This is a genomic window from Mycoplasma crocodyli MP145 (assembly GCF_000025845.1).
GTDB lineage: Bacteria > Bacillota_I > Bacilli_A > Mycoplasmatales > Metamycoplasmataceae > Mycoplasmopsis > Mycoplasmopsis crocodyli.
Genome location: NC_014014.1, coordinates 871,213 through 889,077 on the forward strand (window position 1 = coordinate 871,213; position 17,865 = coordinate 889,077).

Here is a 17,865-nt window from a genome sequence, read left to right on the forward strand (position 1 = left end):
TGTATTGCTTGATTATTTGCCTTGTATGGTCAAGATTTATATTATATTTATTTTTTTACAAAATACTCTATTATATAGTTATATTAGTAAAAAGTTATTGCCTTTAATAATAATATTAAAAAAATAAATATGGAAATATGTTCCACATTTATTTTTTTAGTTTCTTTTTGCAGTAATTATCAACAAGGACCCTTGTTCAGATTCAAATTTATTATTTTTTACTGAAAATCCTGTATTCAGTTCTATTTTTAAATCCTTAACAACGCTTTTTAAAGTGAATAAACTTTTTGTTTTACCAAAAGTATAATGCAAGATAAAAATATCTCCTTTTTCGTTTTCACGAACTATTGTGTTGTTTCAACTGACTTCACCTTCAAAATAATCAGATGGATTTTTAATATAGTTTTCGTTTTGCTCGGAAATTCAGATGTGTTTTTTCTTAATATCAATAGCTTTTTTTAAGATATTATAAGTTGATTTTTTATTCTCCATTGCTTTTTCAACGGTTGTTTCGACTTTTGAATCTGTTAATTTAATTAGATCATTTGATGATTTAGCTTCATTGAAAAGAACAACTTTATCAGGATCTTCTCAATTAAATGGTTCCCTAACATTAGGATCAGTTTTTTTATTTCCGTGCATGTCTAATTCGTCACCATGGTATAAAGTTGGTAATCCAGGTCTAAGAACCAGTTGAACTAAGGCAGCTTGAAGAGCCGACTTAAATATATCATTAAGAGGCTCTTCCGTTTTATACTGTTGTTGAAGTGAACTTCTAAATTTATTTATTCATCTATCAACATCATGATTATCTAAAAAAGGCATTCACTTTTGATTATTATTTTTATCATTCATGGTCTTAATAAGTTGTTTTTCATTATTGAATTCGATAGAAAGTGAATCACCATTTTTTCAATGTTGTCCATCAATTACTGAATTAAGGGCAATGTTTTTATCACTTGAAAAATACATATTTGCATCTGAAGGTGTTTTTCATCACTCTCCAAACATATAAATTTCATTTGAGTGTCTTTCTTTTTCTGTCATCACACTATTTGTTGCTTCTCGTAATTCGGCAAATAACTTTGAAGTTTTTGAACCATCACCATCAGTTGGTTCATACTTGTTTTGATTGAACATACCACCATCTCAATAGTGATAAAATGCATCATATCTAAACCCATCAACACCTAGTTTTGCTCAGAACTTTTGAACATTTTTTAATTCATTTCTCAATTTAGGATTGTCTAAATTTAGATCAGGCATTCAAGGACTAAAAGCTGCTACATAATGTTTGTTGGTTGGTGTAATATTGGGATCATCATTTTGAGTATATTTTCTAATATTCGCATCGTCAATACCATAAGCTGATTTTATATCGTCGTGTTTACTTGGCATAAATCTATAATAATCTTCATAGTCTTTATTACCTTTAAGAGCTTCTTGAAATCAAGGATGTTCAAACGAAGTATGATTAAATACCATATCAAGATAAACTCTAATTCCTTGTTTGTGAGCTTCAATTAAAAATTCTTTGAACGCTTCCATTCCACCAAGTTCTTTTGCTACATCACAATAATCAATTACATCATAACCATGATATGAACTAGAAGGATGAATTGGAGATAAATAAAGTTGATCTATTCCAAGATTTGTGAAATAATTCAAATTATTTTTCAAACCTATAAAATCTCCAATTCCATCTCCATTACCGTCAGCAAACGAATAAACTAAGAGTTGATAATTAATATTCGATTTTTCTATATTATTATTAAATGGAGCAATGAATTTTGCTTCATTTGCTTTGTTTTCATAATTAGTTAATGAAAGATTTGCTCTATATTTTTCACTTCCTCAGCTGCTACTCAATTGTTTTTCTCCTTTTGTTGGACTACATGAGATTAGTAGCCCACTTAGTAAAATTGGACTTGAAATTAATGTTAATTTTTTTAATGTTTTATATATATTTTTTTTCATCATACTATTATTATAGATACTTTTAAAAAATGATTAAGGATTAAAAAAAAGACCTAATTGGTCCTTAAACAAGTGAGAATTCCTGATGTTTTATATCAAAATTATCTGGATGAATTACATACTTTGCGGCAAATGATATACTATCAAAATCATATCCAAACACATATAAAACAACAAGTTTCTCATAACCAAATTTATTTACATCTTCATATTTGAGATGATAAACAATATTGGTTATTCCATTTCTAGAAACAAGTTGATTAATAAGTGAGTCATTAATGTTAAAGTCATTGTCAAAATATTTTTTTAAAACAAAACAATCTGCATAACAAATTACTTTTCCATCTTTGATGTAGACCTTTTCATAACTTGAATCATCTTCAAAAATAATATTCATTCTTTGCAATCACTCACGATCCAAGTTCTTATTTAAGGTTGACTTATGTTCATCTGAACCCAATATATAAGATATTGGTTTTATTAAATTATGAAAGTTTTCAGCAACAAAATGGCCTCTTTTTGATATAGAATAAACCGCTCCAAGAGCCTCTAGCCTATGATAAGCAGAAACAACAGCACTTCTTGAGCAATCAAAGCGTAACATTAAGGCATGTTCTGAAGGCATAATTTTGTTGGTTGGTATTTTTTTACTTCTAATTAAGTCCATCAAATAGATAACTATTTGTTGAGTTTTTGTACTTGCTTTTTTAATCATATGCTTATTATACTTGATTTATACTTGTGTGGTCAAGTTTTTTTGATTCATTATTTTTTCTTTGCAAATAATTCAAAATTATTGCAAAGAAAAAACGAGACTACAATAACTCGTTTTTTAATAATTATTTAACTTTTGAATATTTCGATACCTTAATTTCTTTTTTCTTTATCAAGTTTAATACCATTGTGAATTCACCTTTGACATTTTCATTTGATTTGAATAATTCAATAATTTTAGAAGGTTTACCACGAAAATGTTCTTCATGCATTTTTGTTAATTCTTTACCTAGAAACAGTTCACAATCATCTTTAAAGACTTCATAAATTGTTTCTAATGTTGATAACAACTTGTGAGGAGAAACAAAGAAAATGTGAGCACCAAAATCAAGGGTTTTTAAGTAATTTGCACGTTGAATGTTTTTGTCTTTTATAAAACCATGAAATGTAAAATTATTGCTAAATGATGAAAGTACAAATGCACTTATGCTCGCACTAACACCAGGAACTAATTCAATTTCAATATCGTTTTCAATCGCTTGTTTTATAAGTTCAAACCCAGGATCTGAAACCACAGGCATTCCTGCATCAGAAACTAAAGCAACATTAAGGTTATTATCTTTTACTAATTTTAGTATTCCTCTCGAGCCATTTTGCTCATTGAAGTTATTATAAGTTATTAATTTTTTATTAGTTATTTCGAAATGATTTAACAATTTCATCGTAACTCTTGTATCTTCACAAGCAACAACTTCAACCATCCTTAAAACTTTTAAAGCTCTTAAGGTAATATCTTCAAGGTTTCCAATTGGTGTTCCTACTATATAAATTTTAGCCATAGTACTCCATTAACTTTGATAATAAAATTTCTTTTTGAAGAGCAAATGATGTGTTTGCTTCAACGTTAATAATAAAATTATTTACGTCATAAATAAATGTGTTTAAATTATTAATTGTATTCTTTGGAATTTCAAAGTTCTTTTTTGTTATTTTTGAAATTAATCTTAGCTCCTCAGGGTTAGGTGATGAAAGCAATATTAATCTAAAAAAATATGCAAGTGATTTTAATAAAAAATATGAAAATTCTTTTTTTTCAATCGTTAAATTTGAACTCAAATAAGTATAAAGTTGATACTTATTTTTTCAAGACTTTTCCAAAGCAACAATTAAACTTAGAGCAAGCTCTTTTGTTTTATCATCAAGTAATTCTTTAGCTTGTTCTTGATTATCAAATGTTTCGCATAACATTAATGAATATCTTTTTGATTTTGTTAAATTAAAAAATAAATCATATGCATCTTTTTTGTTTGACGACGCAAAAACATTAATTAAGAAAGAACGTGATTTTATTGTTGGCAATACCCTTGAAATATTTGAGGTTGTTAATAAAATCAAACTATTTTGTATTGGCTCTTCTATAATTTTAAGGATAGAATTTATACCATTTAGTGTTGCTAAATCTACATTTTGTATTATGATAATTTTTTTCTTATTATCAAATTGGCTTGTTGAATCAATGTTTTTAAAAGCTTCTAGAATGTCTTCTTTTTTAATTGTTTTTTTGTCCAAAGCTTCTATAGTATAGATGTTTTGAGTGTTTTTTAAATCTACATCATCACCTTCTATTTTAGAAATAAAATAGTGAAGAACTTCTTGATCTTCAGTATGATTTATTAAATTGAATAGATAGCAATGTGATAATTTTTTGTTTAAAAAAATGTTATCAATTATTTTTTTAACATTTAAGCTTAACATCTTTTAAATACCTCAAAAATTTTTCATTTTCCATTAACTTTTGAATAACTTGCTCAACTACTTCATCAAAACTTTTTGAAGCATCGACAATGATAAAGCGGTTGTTTTTATCTTTGTCGATTATTTTTAAATAACCATCATAAACTTTATTATGAAATATTTCGGTTTCATCATCCATTCTATCGTGAACTAACCTATTAGCTAATCTTCTCTTTTTCGAATCAGCTGGGTTAATATCAAAAAAGATTGTTAAATCGGGAATTGTATTGTCAATAATTAGTTCAGTTAGTGACGTAGCAAAGTCAATTCCAAGTTCTCTTGCATATCCTTGATATGCATAAAAACTATCAATAAATCTGTCACATAGAACAAGCTTTTTTTCTTTTAATGAAGGTCATATAACATGTTCAAGATGAATTCTTCTGCTTGCAGAATATAAAAGTGCTTCAGTTACAGGAGAAATTTTTGATGATTTATCTAGAATAATTTCTCTTATTCTTTCTGCTTCAACTATATCTTTACCACCCGGTTCACGAGTTAATATGTATTTTAGTTCTGGAAATTTTTTATGTAATAATTCAGTTACTTTTTCAATAACTGTTGTTTTACCACTTCCATCTAAACCTTCAAATGTTATAAACATGTTACTTCCTTCTATTTATTATTGATTGTTTTAGTGAAATACTATCAATATAATCAATATTTGCTCCAACCGGAATACCAATTGAAATTGAGCTTACATTAATTTTTCTGTTTTTCAAATATTTCCTTAAAAACTCGTTGGTTATTTCACCTTCAAGTGTTGGACTTATCGCAAGAATTACTTCATCAAAGTTAGCTGAAAATTGAGCTAGTTCCTCAGCCTTCTTTTCAATGTCTTGACTTGTTTTTTTCGGCTTAATTAGTTCACTGAACACAAAATATTTTCCATTAAATATTTCATTTTCTTCAATTTTTTTTATGTTGTTAAAGTTTTCAACAACCATTAATATATTATCTCTATCTTCACTTGTACAAATTTCACACACTTCGTTAGTTGTTAAATTTGTACAAATTGAACACTTGTTAATATTTGTTTTAACTAAATTAATAGCGCTTACTAATTCATTGATTTGTTCTTTCGGACAATTGATTATCCAACTAACTATTTTTTCAGCTTGTCTTTTTGAGACGGTATCTATATTCTTAACTAAACTAATTAAATTATTAATTGGGTTATTTTCCATCTTAGAAAGGAAGACCACCAGGCATATTAGGCATTAGTGCATCTTCTTCTTCTCCTACTTTTTCCACTGCTTCATTAATCGCTAAAACAATTAAATCTTCAAGTAATTCTATGTCTTCAGGATCAACTAAAGCTTCGTCAATTTTGATTGATTTAATTACTTTACTTCCTAAAATTGTAACTTTAACACCTTGTTTTTCAATTACAAATTCTTTCTTTTCTAACTCTTTTTGTTTTTTGCCTAATTCATCTTGCATTTTTCTTAGTTGTTTCATCATTTCCATGCTCATAATTTCTCCTTATTTCTTTATAAATGTTGCATTGCTTCCAAAGATTTTCTTCAATAAATCTTCTTCTTCATTGTTTGATCCACCTTCTATGTTTGGTAGTTCAATTTGTTTAATATTTTTCTTTAATTCATCTTTGTTTGATTTTTTAAATTTTTCAACTGCTTGCTTGTATGCTTCTTTCGAAACTGGGATTATACTTTTCATTGAACCATAAAATTCAACAAAATAATCTTGTATTCATTTTGTATTTCTTTTATTTTTTATTGTGTTTAATTTTACATCATTATCGGTGTATACCAATAAAAAGTTGTCGCTAGCACACAATAATTTTAGATTGCTTAATAATTTAATTTGTTCTTTTAAATTCAAGTGTGAATTTGCTGAAAAAGAAGCAATTTCATTATATTTTTCATATTTAGAAATAATAGATTGTCTTGACTGAACTAGTGCATTTAATATTTGATCAGTATCATAAATATCAATAAATTCTTCTAATTTTTCTTCTTGTTCGTTAAGCGGATTTTCTTTTGTAAAAGTCATCGAAAACTCAGATGTATTTTTTCCAGTTAATGAACTATTTTTAAGTTCTTCTTCAAGACTTATTTCTTGTGTTGTAATTATTTGATTATCATCAGTTACTGATTCGAATTTAAAACCTTTTGTAAATAGATCTTGTTCTAAATCTTCTTCTTGAGCATTTAATTCATTATTGTTTATTGTTATCTCATTAGTCATATTGATTGCTTCATTAATGGATTTCATAAATTCTGATTGGTTATTTTTGAATAATGGTTGCTCAATATTTTTATCTTTTTGTTGTTGGTCTTTCATTTTTATTACTTCCTCTGCCAATTCGGTTTTAAGAGCTTCATTAGGAACATTTTGTTCAACAATTTTAGGTTGGTTTTGTTCTAAAATACGTTGCTGATTTTTTATCTCATTTTGATATATTTCAAAAGGAATTTTTGGAACTTCCGCCTTCAAGTTGATGTTCTTTATTAATCCATATTCGATTAGTTGATAGGGAGATGTGGATTTTTGAACCTCTTTAAGTAAAGAATATAAATTATTAATATATTCAAGTGCATAATCATTATTTAAAGCAAGATTATTTATCTCGCCTTCATCACAAGTTTCCAATAAAGAAGTCTCTCTAGTTTTTTGAAAAATAATTCAATCTTTAATAATTCCAATTAATCCTTGAATAAATTGGATAGGATCAATTCCTGCATCTTTAATTTCGTTAAATAAATTAATTAATTCCTTGGGTTGATTTTTAAATGAATAGTTAATAATCTTAATTAAATTTTCATTTGACGTTAATCCAAATGAATACATAATATCAATTAATCTTATTTTACCCAAACCATAAGCAGCCGCTTGATCAGCTATTGAAAGTGCATCTCTTAATCCGCCTGAAGCTAATCTTGCTATATATTGAAGAGCATTTTTTTCAAATTCTATAGCTTCTGAACTAAGAACTTCTTCTAAGGTTTTTGATAGAACATTAGTAGCAATTCTTCTAAAATTAAACCTTTGAGATCTAGACAAAATAGTCAATGGAATTTTTTGAGGATCGGTTGTGGCTAAAATAAAAATTGCATGTGCAGGTGGTTCTTCCAGTGTTTTTAATAAAGCGTTAAAAGCACCTTTTGAAAGCATGTGAACCTCATCAATTATGTAAATTTTATAACGTCCATAGGTGGGTAATAACTCAACCTTTTCTTTTAAATCTCTTATTTCATCAACTCCATTATTTGAAGCTGCATCCATTTCAATAACATCAATATTACTTTTTATTAGTCTATAACAATCCGGACATGCTTTAGTTAAATCTTCTTGATGCATGCAATTTAAAACATTAGCAAATATTCTTGCAACCGATGTTTTACCAACACCTCTTGGACCACTAAATATATAAGCGTGCCCTATTTTACGGCTTGAAATTATATTTTTCAAAGTAACAACAATATGTTCTTGACCCTTAACTTCATCAAAGGTAGTTGGTCTATATTTTCTATATAATGCTTGATAACTCATATTCCTCCTAACCATTATTACTATTTTAAATTATTAACTTATATATTCTAAAATAAAGTTAAAAAATCATAAATGCAAAATACTTAATTAGGACTAGAAAAAAGATAATTTTTAGACTAAAAATTTTATTTAAAAAGGATCTTGTATTTTTCAAATAAATAAAAGCTAGTTTTATCAAGATATGTATTTTTCGAATTAAGTATTTTTTTGATTTGCAATAAATAAAAGAACGCACTAGCGTTCAACTTGTTTGGTTGTTTTGTTGAAAACTTTCAAAGTTTCTTTATATGCTAATCAAGCTTTTGATTTTTGAATTCTAAAAACTCATTTCCCATTATCTTTTGCAAAATAAACAGAATCTTGAAGTAAATAAACTCCAGTGCCACTCAATAAATAAATAGCACCAAATAAAGTAAATGTAAATACATTAAATGGTCAATGGCTTAGTACTCCAAATAAGTTAGATAAATTATTTACATCATCCTTACCAACATAAAAGTAATTAGATTTTCAAACAGGACTAGTAGCAAAGGTATAACTAGTTCAATTAATAAAGAAAACAGTTACTAGAATAGTTCCAAAAAAGGTAAATGATAAAACTGTATCTTTTTTTGTTATTACTGTTGGTTTCAATATAAAGAATATAAGAGGAACTAATATTGCGAAACCATGTGCAAGTAAATAGTCCATAAAAAAGAAGTTGTCTCATCCTACTGAGAAGAAAATTTTTTGACCAGCATTATATGCTTGTCCATTAAAAATAGCACTTTCGGTAAATGTATATGCAAAACGCATATCAGGAATTAATAGAGCTATCATAGCTCCACCAACTTGAACTATAGCAACATATTTAAAGTATTCTGTTTTTTTAATTATTAGAAATATAGCTAATAAAAATAGTGTTAATCTACATAAATGTAAGGGAACTATTTCTCACATATTAGGGTAACTTCTTGAAATGAGCATGGATATTCTTAATATAATAAAAAGTAAAATTGCAAAACCTATAACTTGAAAAACAAGTGATTCATTTCTTTTTAAAAAAGAATTTTTTACTTGATATGATTTTGTAATCTCTCTTTTAAAGAGTCAAAGTAGGAAAAATGCAATAAAGCAAATTATTGAGAATCCATGAAAAATGACTTGTGAAGTAATATCATGGAATGTATAGTGGTTTCCCGTCCATGAAAAGAAACCTTTTTCTAAAAAGTAAAATTGCGATTTGTTCATGGAAAAATTATAATATAAAAAAGCTGAAGACAAGCAATTTTATTTTGTGCTTTGTTTTTCAGCTCTTCTTTTGTCTCTAGCAAGTTCTAAAGATAATTTGTGTGCTCTTTTAAGAGCTTTTTCTTTATTTTTTTCTCTTACGATTCTACGCATGTTTGCCTTTCGTTATATATGAATAATGTATATTATAAAGGAAAAAAATAATTCCTTATTTATTTTATATATTTTATAGATAATTATATAATAGATAAGTATAAATACTTAATCATCTTGTAAGGAGCACAATGGCTATCAAAAAAAATAATAACATACCTGAAATCAAATATGAAATTGTTGAAGAATTAGGTAAAATATCAGTTTCAAACAAAGGGTGAACTAAAGAATTAAACTTAGTTAGTTGAAATGGTTTAGAACCTAAGTATGATATTAGAGACTGAAACGATGACCATTCTAAAATGGGTAAGGGAGTTGCCTTATCAAAAGAAGAAATGGATAAACTAATTTCATTGGTAAAAAAATAATATTAAAAGCTTAATATATGTTTAAGCTTTTTTTATACTAACTTAAACAAACGAGTAGACAAACAAAAGAAATCATGCCAAATGTAAAAATAATATTTTACTTATTTTAAGCGTGGTAAGTTTTTTTTATAACTCAAATTTTATTTATGTTTTACTTGTATAATATAAATATGTTAGATTTTTTAGAAAAAAGAATGAGTAAGGCATTAGCAAAAATGTCTAAAAAAACAGTCTTAAAAGAAGAAGACTTAATTGAAGTTATTAGAGAAATTAAGATGTCACTTTTGGAAGCTGACGTTAATTTAAGAGTAGTTAAGGATTTTATAAGCAACGTTAAAGCAAAGGCTCTTGAATCAAATTTGGTTGGAAAATTAAATCCTTCTCAACAATTTATAAAAATTGTTCATGAAGAATTAATTAAGGTACTTGGTGGTAAAGTTGTTGAACTCAAAATTGAAAAAAAACCATACATTATAATGATGTGTGGACTTCAAGGTTCTGGTAAAACAACGGCAGTTGCAAAATTATCGTATTACTTTAAGAAAAAGCACAATATTGAAAAACCTTTAGTTGTTGCTGCTGATATTTATCGTCCTGCAGCCGTAGACCAATTAGTTACTTTAGCAAAATCAATTCAAGTTGATTATTATCAAGAAGGAACAAACAATACAGCAGAAAATATTGTTAAAAATGCACTTGATGAAGCTTACAAGAATAAAAATGATTTAATAATTATTGATACAGCTGGTCGTTTATCTATTGATGAAAAATTAATGCAAGAACTTCAAAATATCAAAAAAATAGCAAAACCAGATGAAATTCTTTTTGTTTCAGATGCGTTAAGTGGTCAAGATATTATTAATGTTGCTGAAACATTTCACTCTAACCTGAAACTTACAGGAAGTATAATCACAAAATTAGATTCCGATGCAAGAGGTGGTGCAGCTCTATCGATTAGACAAGTTTTAAATCTTCCAATTAGATTTATAGGAACTGGTGAAAAAGTTTCTAACCTTGATTTATTTTATCCTGATAGAATGGCTGATAGAATTTTGGGAATGGGTGATGTGCTTTCACTGATAGAAAAAGCTAGTGATGTTATCGATGAAAAACAAGCCGGTAAAATGATTAACAAAATGTTTTCTGGAAACTTTACACTTGATGATTTAATGGAACAACTTAGACAAATTAAAAAGCTTGGTAAGTTCTCAAAATTACTTAAAATGATGCCTGGTGGATTAGCCAATAAAATTAATGATGAGCAAATAGATAAAGCTGAAGAAAAAATGGCTCTTTTTGAAATACTTATTTCTTCTATGACCAAAGAAGAAAGAAAGAATCCTAAACTTCTAAAACAAGCTTCTAGAAAAAATAGAATAATGACTGGAAGTGGTAGAAGTGCTCAAGAATACAATAAGCTGATTTCCGAGTTTGAATTGATGTCTAAAAAAATGAATGAGATGTCAACCAAGATGAAAAACGGTGGTGGTCTTGGTGGTTTTGGTGGGTTATTCTAATCGCTATAATTAAACTTATTTAACTATACGCAAGTTAAATAAGTTTTTTTATTAACACAAGTATAAAAAAATCCATATTATTATAAATATGGATTTATATAACTATTAAAATTTGTTGGATTAAATTCTTGTTATTCTATCATCAAAGTCTTCTTTTGAAATATCTTCATTTTCTTTTATCATTTCAATTGTTTCGTGGTTCTTAATAATTTCGAGTTCAAGAACTTTTTTGGCATTAGAAATGTTAAAAAACGATTGAATTGAAACAATAAAAGTAACAACTACTGTTATAACTGAAATAGATACAAAAAGTTTCATTAATTGTATTGGATATATATTAAATCTAATGGCGAATAAGTTTAAGATAATACTCAAAGCAGAAATAAGTAGAGAAATTAATGAAAGTGTAACGAAAATTATTCTAACCTTCATATATTTTAATTTCGCTTTTTTATATATTGAATTTACTTCTTCGTCAATGTTTCTTGTTAGAACATTTACTTTTTCTTCACTATTAATCATCGTCTTTATCCTCCAAAATAATTTTGTTATTCAAAATACTTTCACTTCTAAATCTATCAGTATTTACTATCGAAATCGCTCTTCTATATAATCTATATTCTTTTTCACCTTCACTTAGTTCTTTATAATGAACATCTCCCGATATAAAAAGCATGTATTCTATTTTAAGTTTCATATTTTTTTCTTTATATTCTGTAAACTTTTTATTTATAGAGAAGAAAGAAATTAAACCTGACAACAGTGCTAAACAAGCGTTAATTATAGAAAGCAAAATTACATAATTACTATTGTCATTTAATGCTGTTATATATGGATTGATCGATCCTTCGGGATAAAATTTTGAAGCACCAGCTAAAAATCACGTTGCTAAAAGCCCTGTAAACAAAGCAGAAAAAATTGTTATTAAGTTTAAAATATAATAAAACACTCCATAAAAAATTAATGATTTTTTAACTTGTTTTTGATAACTTTGAAATAAGTTTAAACCTGACTTATTAATCATTATTTCTCCTCGTTTCTAAGATGTGATTTAATTACACTCATAACAACATACTTGTCTTTTTTATTTAATGCAACATACAAATTATCAATACATTTATACATTTCTTCATCACTCATGTATCCATATACATACTTTATATATAAATTTTCAATAGAGTTTTTGATTCTTAAATATCTTGTATCCTTCATATTTCTCTTATATATTTCTAAAAATATAGTTAAGAAAAATTGAAAAATAATTATGATAGTTAAAAACATAATTAGAAATAGTGAAGTATTTGTATATCACTTTTTATCATTAAGTTCATTAATGATGCCTGTTAATCTAACAAGAGCAAAAATTGCAATAGCGATAATTGCTAAGTTTAAGACAGTTATTGCTATACCCATAAATTTATCAAGAAATGAATAAATTTTCAATGCTAACTTGTCTCTTGTTATTTTCTTTTGTAATTCTAAAATAATTTTATTCATAAATGAATTTTATTACAAAAGTAAAATTTTAAAAATTTTTTGTAAGAAAGCTTATTGATTTGGTTTTTTAAAAAAACTTTACAAAAGTATTCTATTTCTAAAAAGTTATTTTTTTTGCAAAAAATCTTTTGTTTTTATATTTTTTGCTATAATAATACTATAAAAAATACTTGAAAGGAGATAAGTATGTTACACGATGTAAAAAAAGATACACTTGGAAAAGGATTAGAATCTGGAACTAAATTATTAGTTTTCTATGCTTCATGATGTGGACCTTGCCGTATGTACAAAGGGTCACTAGATGAATTAAGCTCAAAAGATGGTGTTGATGTTTATAGAGTAAACATTGATGAAGATAAAGCTTTTGCAGCAGAAATGGGTGTTTCATCAATACCTGCAACATTTGTTTATAAAGATGGTGTTGTTTTGAAACAATTTATGGGATACCGTCCATATGAACAATTAGCAGCAGAATTAAAAAAATAAATTTAATTCAAATAACCTAAAAAATAAAAGTTGGCTTAACCAACTTTTTTTATAAATAAATAATTTAAGTTCATTATAAATATAATTTTGTTATTTATAAGGAATTATGTGAATGTGCGTATGAAATACGGTTTGTCCAGCTTTTGAACCCGTATTAATAATTAACTTAAATGATCCAATACCTTTATCAACTACATGTTTCTTAGCGAGTTCTCTTGCTTTTATTAAAGCATATGATATTATTTCATCACTATTTTCTAGTAAATTTTTTGCACTTTCTTTTGGCACTACCAAGAAGTGTCCTGGTTGTTCAGGAAATGCATCAAGGAAAGCAACTACTTTATCATCTTCATAAAGGATTTCAGCGGGAATTTCTTTATTAATTATTTTTTGAAATACATTGTCTGCCATATTAAATTAAATCAGAACCTTTCAATGTTTCTTTTAAGATTGGATCATCTACTTGCAATTTATAACCTAATTTAATGAAAGCACTTTTAGCAACATCAAAAACGTTTTTATCTGCAAGTACAAAACTAAACGAAAGTTTTGTTAAGTGGTCTTTGTAAATCGTGTTATCAAATGATAAAACTTTACTTTTACCCGTCACTTTTCCATCTTTATCTTTTTCTTCAACTTCTTTACCAATAGGTAAAATAAGATTTAAATAAGTAACTGAAAGATCTTTGTTTTTAACATTGTATAAAGGGATAGATTTTTCAAAATCCTCAGAATTTGTTTTTAGATGAACTAATGATTTATCATCATTATTTGAATAAAATCCGTATAAGAAACCTTTTGTTGCGTTCTTTAATTTATCCATGTCAACATCAAGTCCATAAGCATTAATTCCATCAGCTACAAGCCCAACATATCCACCTAATTTTAATTCTGTTTCTTTATTTTCAGTAAATAATAATTGTTCATTTGCTACAACTGATTGTTCATAAGTTTTAGAAAGTAACTTTGTAAAATCAGAAATTTTATTGATAGTTTTTGTTTTTTCAGAAAATAAATCAGTAACTTCTTTAGAAACATATTCTCATTTTTGAACAAAGTTTTTCGACATTGCATAGGCAATTAAATTATATTGATTTGTATCATAATTTGGCTTATTCTTGGCATAATCAGGATGAATCTTTAAAAGAGATTTATCATCTTTTATGTCAAAATATTTATTAACTAAAAGTAATTTATTTAAGTCTATTGAAAATCCTGTTGCCTTATTTTTGTAAATGATATTAAATTGTTCTTCTGTAGGCTGTCCTTTTGTTATTGAAGCTAATTTATTTGCTTCATCAGCTGTAAAAATACCTTGTGACGATCAAGTTGATAATTGTTTCATGTAGAACAACTCATCAAGACCAACACTAAATTCAGAAAATGTTTTGAATGCTTGATATGCATCTTTGTAATATTGAGATTCTTTATTTAGGAACTCATCATTTAGTGTTGGAGCTTTTATATTATAAAGTGATGCCAAAGTTTTTTCAGTTCAAATTTTTTCAGCAACAACTTTAACATTAGCTCCTTTAAATAATTCATCTTGTTTAATTAAATCGGACGAATCTTGGTTTTTGCCACACGAAATTGTAAAAGCAATAGGAGCTATAACACTTGTTGAAAGTGTAGATAATATTAATAATTTTCTTTTCATTTTATCTCCTATTTTATTTTGAATTCAGCAAGAATTCTTTTTAGAATTTCTTCTTTAGCTGTATTTGTAGAAAGTGCTGATGTTGTTCCAGCCTTATCATAGTCAATATAGTATTTTCCATCTTTATATTGGAAGTTGAAAGATGTTTTTGTATTGATTAATCCCTTAATTCAAGCAAGTGATTTTTCAAGAGCATTGTAAGCATCTAATCTTAACTCACCAACTCTTATTGAACTTGCTGAATTCTTTAAATTATTTAAATCTTGATCATTGTATTTTTGTTTTTTATCTTCAGAAAAAATATTTGTTTGAGTTTTTAAATAACTATCAAAACCTGAATCTTGAAGCGTAAAATCAATGATTGAATTTTTACTTGTTAATGATGCATTAAGAATTTGAAGAGTTTTAAAGTAATCTGGTTTTGATTCCGATAAATTAACTAAATCACTTTTTAATAACTTCATGAATTTTTCTTTTGTATCTACTTTTTTATAAGTTAATAATGAGATTCCGCCCTGAGTAATAATTGCTTTTACACCTGGTGCACCTTTTACATTATACGCAAACGATAAATATTCTTCATTTTTGTGTGTTTTTACAAATGTGTTTTTATAATTTTCACCAATTGTAGTGTTAAATTCATCAGATTTTATTTGAGTTAAATATGTTTTAATAATTGTATTAATTTCTTTTGTTTTATCTGACAACTTATTTAAAGCTTCTGCTTTTTTAGTTTCTTCTGTTGCAGATGTATATTCCGTCTCAATTGTTTTTGTTTCCGCTAATAATGCAGCGATTTTTGCAAATGTTGAAGTATTATAGTTCTCTTTAAATAAAGTTTCTAAATCAACTTCTGGTAATTTGTGTGTATTAGTTTCAAATAAATCATTTACCATTGCCATAGCCAATGAAGCGTTATCATTTTTGAATAATTGAGTTAAACTCGTTACTCCTGATGAGCCCAAGTTCTTTTTAAGTTCATCCGGGTCAGAAGAAAGAGCATTTAAATAATTTTCATATAATGCTTTATCTTTATTTTTTTCATCATTTGGTTCTAAAACATAATCTTCAATATTTTTAAATTTAGAAATCAATGAGCCGTTTAAAACAACTTTATTATCAACAATAGAATATAAAGCAAGGTTAATATACTTATCTTTATCTACTGTTCAAGGTGTGCTTAATAATGTCGGTGGAACACCCGGAATTGTAAATAGACTCGAAACATAAGGTGTATTATTTTTTAGAAAGTCATCAATAAAAGGATCAACATTTCATTTTTGTGGAATAAAACTTCTTGTTTTAAGAGTAATAATTTTTTCAGAATCTTTTACTTCAAAATAATTTTTTTCTTTAACAAATTCCTTAAATGACTTATCACCTTTTTTAACGATTATAATCGGATTTTTAGATTTATCAAGAACTTTATTTCCGTCAGAGTCCACTTCAAAAATATCCGCACTTGCTACTCTATTTATGTCTTTTTTAGTTTTAAATAAAGTATCATTTGCATTTTCCAATTGGAATGATCTAAGTGCATTGTGTTCAATTTCTTTGAAAACCAAGAATTCTATAGCTTCTTCTTCACTTGTGCTTTTACCATATTCTTCTGAAGCCAATTGTGTAGTGAATTGTTTTTCTCAATTTTCGAAACCATAATTATTTTGTGTGGTTCTTTTAACATCATTCAATTTATCTTTTTGAGCTTTTCTTACTTCTTCTATTGATTTAAGTGCAATATTATTGTTTTCTTGTTCACCTATTTCTCTTGAGAAGTTTCAAATTCTTTGGAACTTAACAGAAGCTTTTTGTTCTTGTTCATAAAGATAAAAAATGGCTTTTTTATATAGCTCTTCATTTTTTTCTTTGATCTTAGTGTCACCTGATTTTAAATCATTTGTTAATTGCTCAACATTTATTGAAACTTTCTCACCTTTATCATTGATGAACTCTAAAACTTTTTGATCATTAGCTCTTGCAGGTTTATAGTTTACTTTTGTTGTGTTAATAACTAGTGGAATGGTAATAGCAGATGCTACAACCACAGCTAAAGCACCTAATGTTATTCAGATTTTAAAATTCTTTTTTTTCTTGATACTTTTTACTTTTTTACTCTCTTCATGAGAAGTATTTAATTCAGTTAATTTTTCAAAAAATGATTTACGTTGTTTCGCCATCTTTAACCTCGTTTTTATTTATATATTTAATATTATAAATTATAGAGTAATATTTTTTAATCACTAAACTTTAATTATAATTATTTATATGATAAATACAAAAACAATACAAGCACTCAACAATTTTGATACATTAGCTAAAACGAATAAAATTATTTATTCTATATGTGGCGAAAACCTCTATGACATAGTTAATAACAACAATATTTCAACAAATCAGAACTTTAAAATCGCATTAAAATTCAATGATTTTTTAGAACTTAAATTTAAGTATAAAGACCAATTTTTATTTTCTAACTTTTCCATAGATAAAACTTTTTTGCCATATTATAAATACAATGGTGTAATCTTAAACATTCAATTATTAGTTCCAACAAGTGAAAAGAAATATAGAACTTTAAATGCTAAAAAAATTTATAAGCAATTAACAAATAAGCCTAGTTTCTTCTATTTTTTACCATCTAAAAAAACGATTGAAATTAGTTATTTAATTGATTTGGTATATGAAAGAAATCCTGAATTTTGAACTATAATTGATGATAATCAAGATATATTTTTAAAAGAAATTGACTTCATAAATTTCGACAGATATGAAGTTCTAAGCATCGAAAACGAAAACTATCCATATCTATTGGAAATATATAATTTATATGATAATAAAAATTAATATATTACTTTAACATAAAAAAATACTATTCCAAACAAATTCCAAAATGTGGAAATTCCACTTTTTGGAATTTTTTTTATAGTTTAAAGTGAGAGTAATTTAATATGCTAAC

Annotated in this window: 19 protein-coding genes; 4 read left to right on the top strand and 15 right to left on the bottom strand. The window is 26.4% G+C overall.

All coding sequences use genetic code 4. The features are described from left to right. Positions 1-156: 156 nt before the first annotated feature. From MCRO_RS03700 to MCRO_RS03740, 9 genes are all read right to left on the bottom strand, one after another. The gene (locus MCRO_RS03700) at positions 157-1,980 is read right to left on the bottom strand and encodes an alpha-amylase family glycosyl hydrolase (RefSeq protein ID WP_013054545.1); all 1,824 of its coding nucleotides are present in this window, start codon (positions 1,978-1,980) and stop codon (positions 157-159) included. A 61-nt stretch (positions 1,981-2,041) separates the two neighbouring features. Beyond that, a complete protein-coding gene (locus MCRO_RS03705) occupies positions 2,042-2,692 on the bottom strand; it encodes a GntR family transcriptional regulator (RefSeq protein ID WP_013054453.1) in 651 nt (216 codons plus the stop codon). 124 nt (positions 2,693-2,816) lie between these two features. Continuing rightward, complete coding sequence (gene rsmI, locus MCRO_RS03710) at positions 2,817-3,530, bottom strand: 16S rRNA (cytidine(1402)-2'-O)-methyltransferase (protein WP_013054270.1); 714 nt, start codon at positions 3,528-3,530, stop codon at positions 2,817-2,819. Then, positions 3,523-4,446, bottom strand: a complete 924-nt coding sequence (locus MCRO_RS03715) for a DNA polymerase III delta subunit-related protein (protein ID WP_013054327.1) — start codon at positions 4,444-4,446, stop codon at positions 3,523-3,525. The genes rsmI and MCRO_RS03715 overlap by 8 nt, the downstream gene beginning before the upstream one ends. Then, entirely contained in the window at positions 4,427-5,089 is a 663-nt protein-coding gene (gene tmk, locus MCRO_RS03720; RefSeq protein WP_013054367.1) for a dTMP kinase, read from the bottom strand. Before tmk ends, MCRO_RS03715 begins: the two co-directional genes overlap by 20 nt. Before the next feature lies 1 nt (position 5,090). After that, positions 5,091-5,672 carry a toprim domain-containing protein gene (locus MCRO_RS03725; RefSeq protein WP_013054585.1) on the bottom strand — a complete coding sequence of 194 codons (582 nt, stop codon included), beginning with the start codon at positions 5,670-5,672 and terminating at the stop codon, positions 5,091-5,093. A gap of 1 nt (position 5,673) precedes the next feature. Beyond that, on the bottom strand, positions 5,674-5,949 hold the full coding sequence (locus tag MCRO_RS03730; RefSeq protein WP_337998352.1) for a YbaB/EbfC family nucleoid-associated protein: 276 nt from the start codon (positions 5,947-5,949) through the stop codon (positions 5,674-5,676). A gap of 21 nt (positions 5,950-5,970) precedes the next feature. Beyond that, positions 5,971-8,001 (bottom strand): DNA polymerase III subunit gamma/tau, encoded by a 2,031-nt coding sequence (dnaX, locus tag MCRO_RS04005; RefSeq protein WP_013054457.1) that lies wholly within the window; start codon positions 7,999-8,001, stop codon positions 5,971-5,973. Between the two features lie 234 nt (positions 8,002-8,235). Continuing rightward, complete coding sequence (locus MCRO_RS03740; protein ID WP_013054696.1) at positions 8,236-9,231, bottom strand: YwaF family protein; 996 nt, start codon at positions 9,229-9,231, stop codon at positions 8,236-8,238. A gap of 284 nt (positions 9,232-9,515) precedes the next feature. Here MCRO_RS03740 and MCRO_RS03750 point away from each other — a divergent pair, with 284 nt between their 5' ends. Beyond that, positions 9,516-9,752, top strand: coding sequence for a YdbC family protein (locus tag MCRO_RS03750; protein WP_013054527.1), 237 nt, complete (start codon positions 9,516-9,518; stop codon positions 9,750-9,752). A 170-nt stretch (positions 9,753-9,922) separates the two neighbouring features. Continuing rightward, positions 9,923-11,269, top strand: a complete 1,347-nt coding sequence (ffh, locus tag MCRO_RS03755; RefSeq protein WP_013054790.1) for a signal recognition particle protein — start codon at positions 9,923-9,925, stop codon at positions 11,267-11,269. A gap of 120 nt (positions 11,270-11,389) precedes the next feature. On the opposite strand, the gene MCRO_RS03760 is transcribed toward ffh, so the two are convergent. Genes MCRO_RS03760 through MCRO_RS03770 form a run of 3 tightly spaced genes read right to left on the bottom strand, consistent with a single transcriptional unit; the run spans position 11,390 to position 12,766 of the window. Beyond that, on the bottom strand, positions 11,390-11,791 hold the full coding sequence (locus tag MCRO_RS03760) for a hypothetical protein (protein ID WP_013054188.1): 402 nt from the start codon (positions 11,789-11,791) through the stop codon (positions 11,390-11,392). Beyond that, positions 11,784-12,293 carry a DUF4231 domain-containing protein gene (locus tag MCRO_RS03765; protein WP_049757060.1) on the bottom strand — a complete coding sequence of 170 codons (510 nt, stop codon included), beginning with the start codon at positions 12,291-12,293 and terminating at the stop codon, positions 11,784-11,786. The genes MCRO_RS03760 and MCRO_RS03765 overlap by 8 nt, the downstream gene beginning before the upstream one ends. Next, a complete protein-coding gene (locus MCRO_RS03770; protein ID WP_041594087.1) occupies positions 12,293-12,766 on the bottom strand; it encodes a hypothetical protein in 474 nt (157 codons plus the stop codon). The genes MCRO_RS03765 and MCRO_RS03770 overlap by 1 nt, the downstream gene beginning before the upstream one ends. 186 nt (positions 12,767-12,952) lie before the next feature. Between MCRO_RS03770 and MCRO_RS03775 the strand changes: the two genes are divergently transcribed. Then, positions 12,953-13,252 carry a thioredoxin family protein gene (locus tag MCRO_RS03775; protein ID WP_013054366.1) on the top strand — a complete coding sequence of 100 codons (300 nt, stop codon included), beginning with the start codon at positions 12,953-12,955 and terminating at the stop codon, positions 13,250-13,252. A 90-nt stretch (positions 13,253-13,342) separates the two neighbouring features. On the opposite strand, the gene hinT is transcribed toward MCRO_RS03775, so the two are convergent. The 3 genes from hinT to MCRO_RS03790 are packed head-to-tail and all read right to left on the bottom strand — an operon-like array spanning position 13,343 to position 17,086. Further along, complete coding sequence (hinT, locus tag MCRO_RS03780) at positions 13,343-13,663, bottom strand: histidine triad protein HinT (protein ID WP_013054145.1); 321 nt, start codon at positions 13,661-13,663, stop codon at positions 13,343-13,345. 1 nt (position 13,664) lies between these two features. Then, entirely contained in the window at positions 13,665-14,909 is a 1,245-nt protein-coding gene (locus tag MCRO_RS03785; protein WP_013054144.1) for a HinT-interacting membrane complex lipoprotein P60, read from the bottom strand. Positions 14,910-14,917: 8 nt separating this feature from the next. After that, positions 14,918-17,086, bottom strand: coding sequence for a HinT-interacting membrane complex protein P80 (locus tag MCRO_RS03790; protein ID WP_013054769.1), 2,169 nt, complete (start codon positions 17,084-17,086; stop codon positions 14,918-14,920). A gap of 88 nt (positions 17,087-17,174) precedes the next feature. Here MCRO_RS03790 and MCRO_RS03795 point away from each other — a divergent pair, with 88 nt between their 5' ends. Then, positions 17,175-17,753, top strand: a complete 579-nt coding sequence (locus tag MCRO_RS03795; protein ID WP_041594088.1) for a hypothetical protein — start codon at positions 17,175-17,177, stop codon at positions 17,751-17,753. Positions 17,754-17,865: the final 112 nt, after the last annotated feature.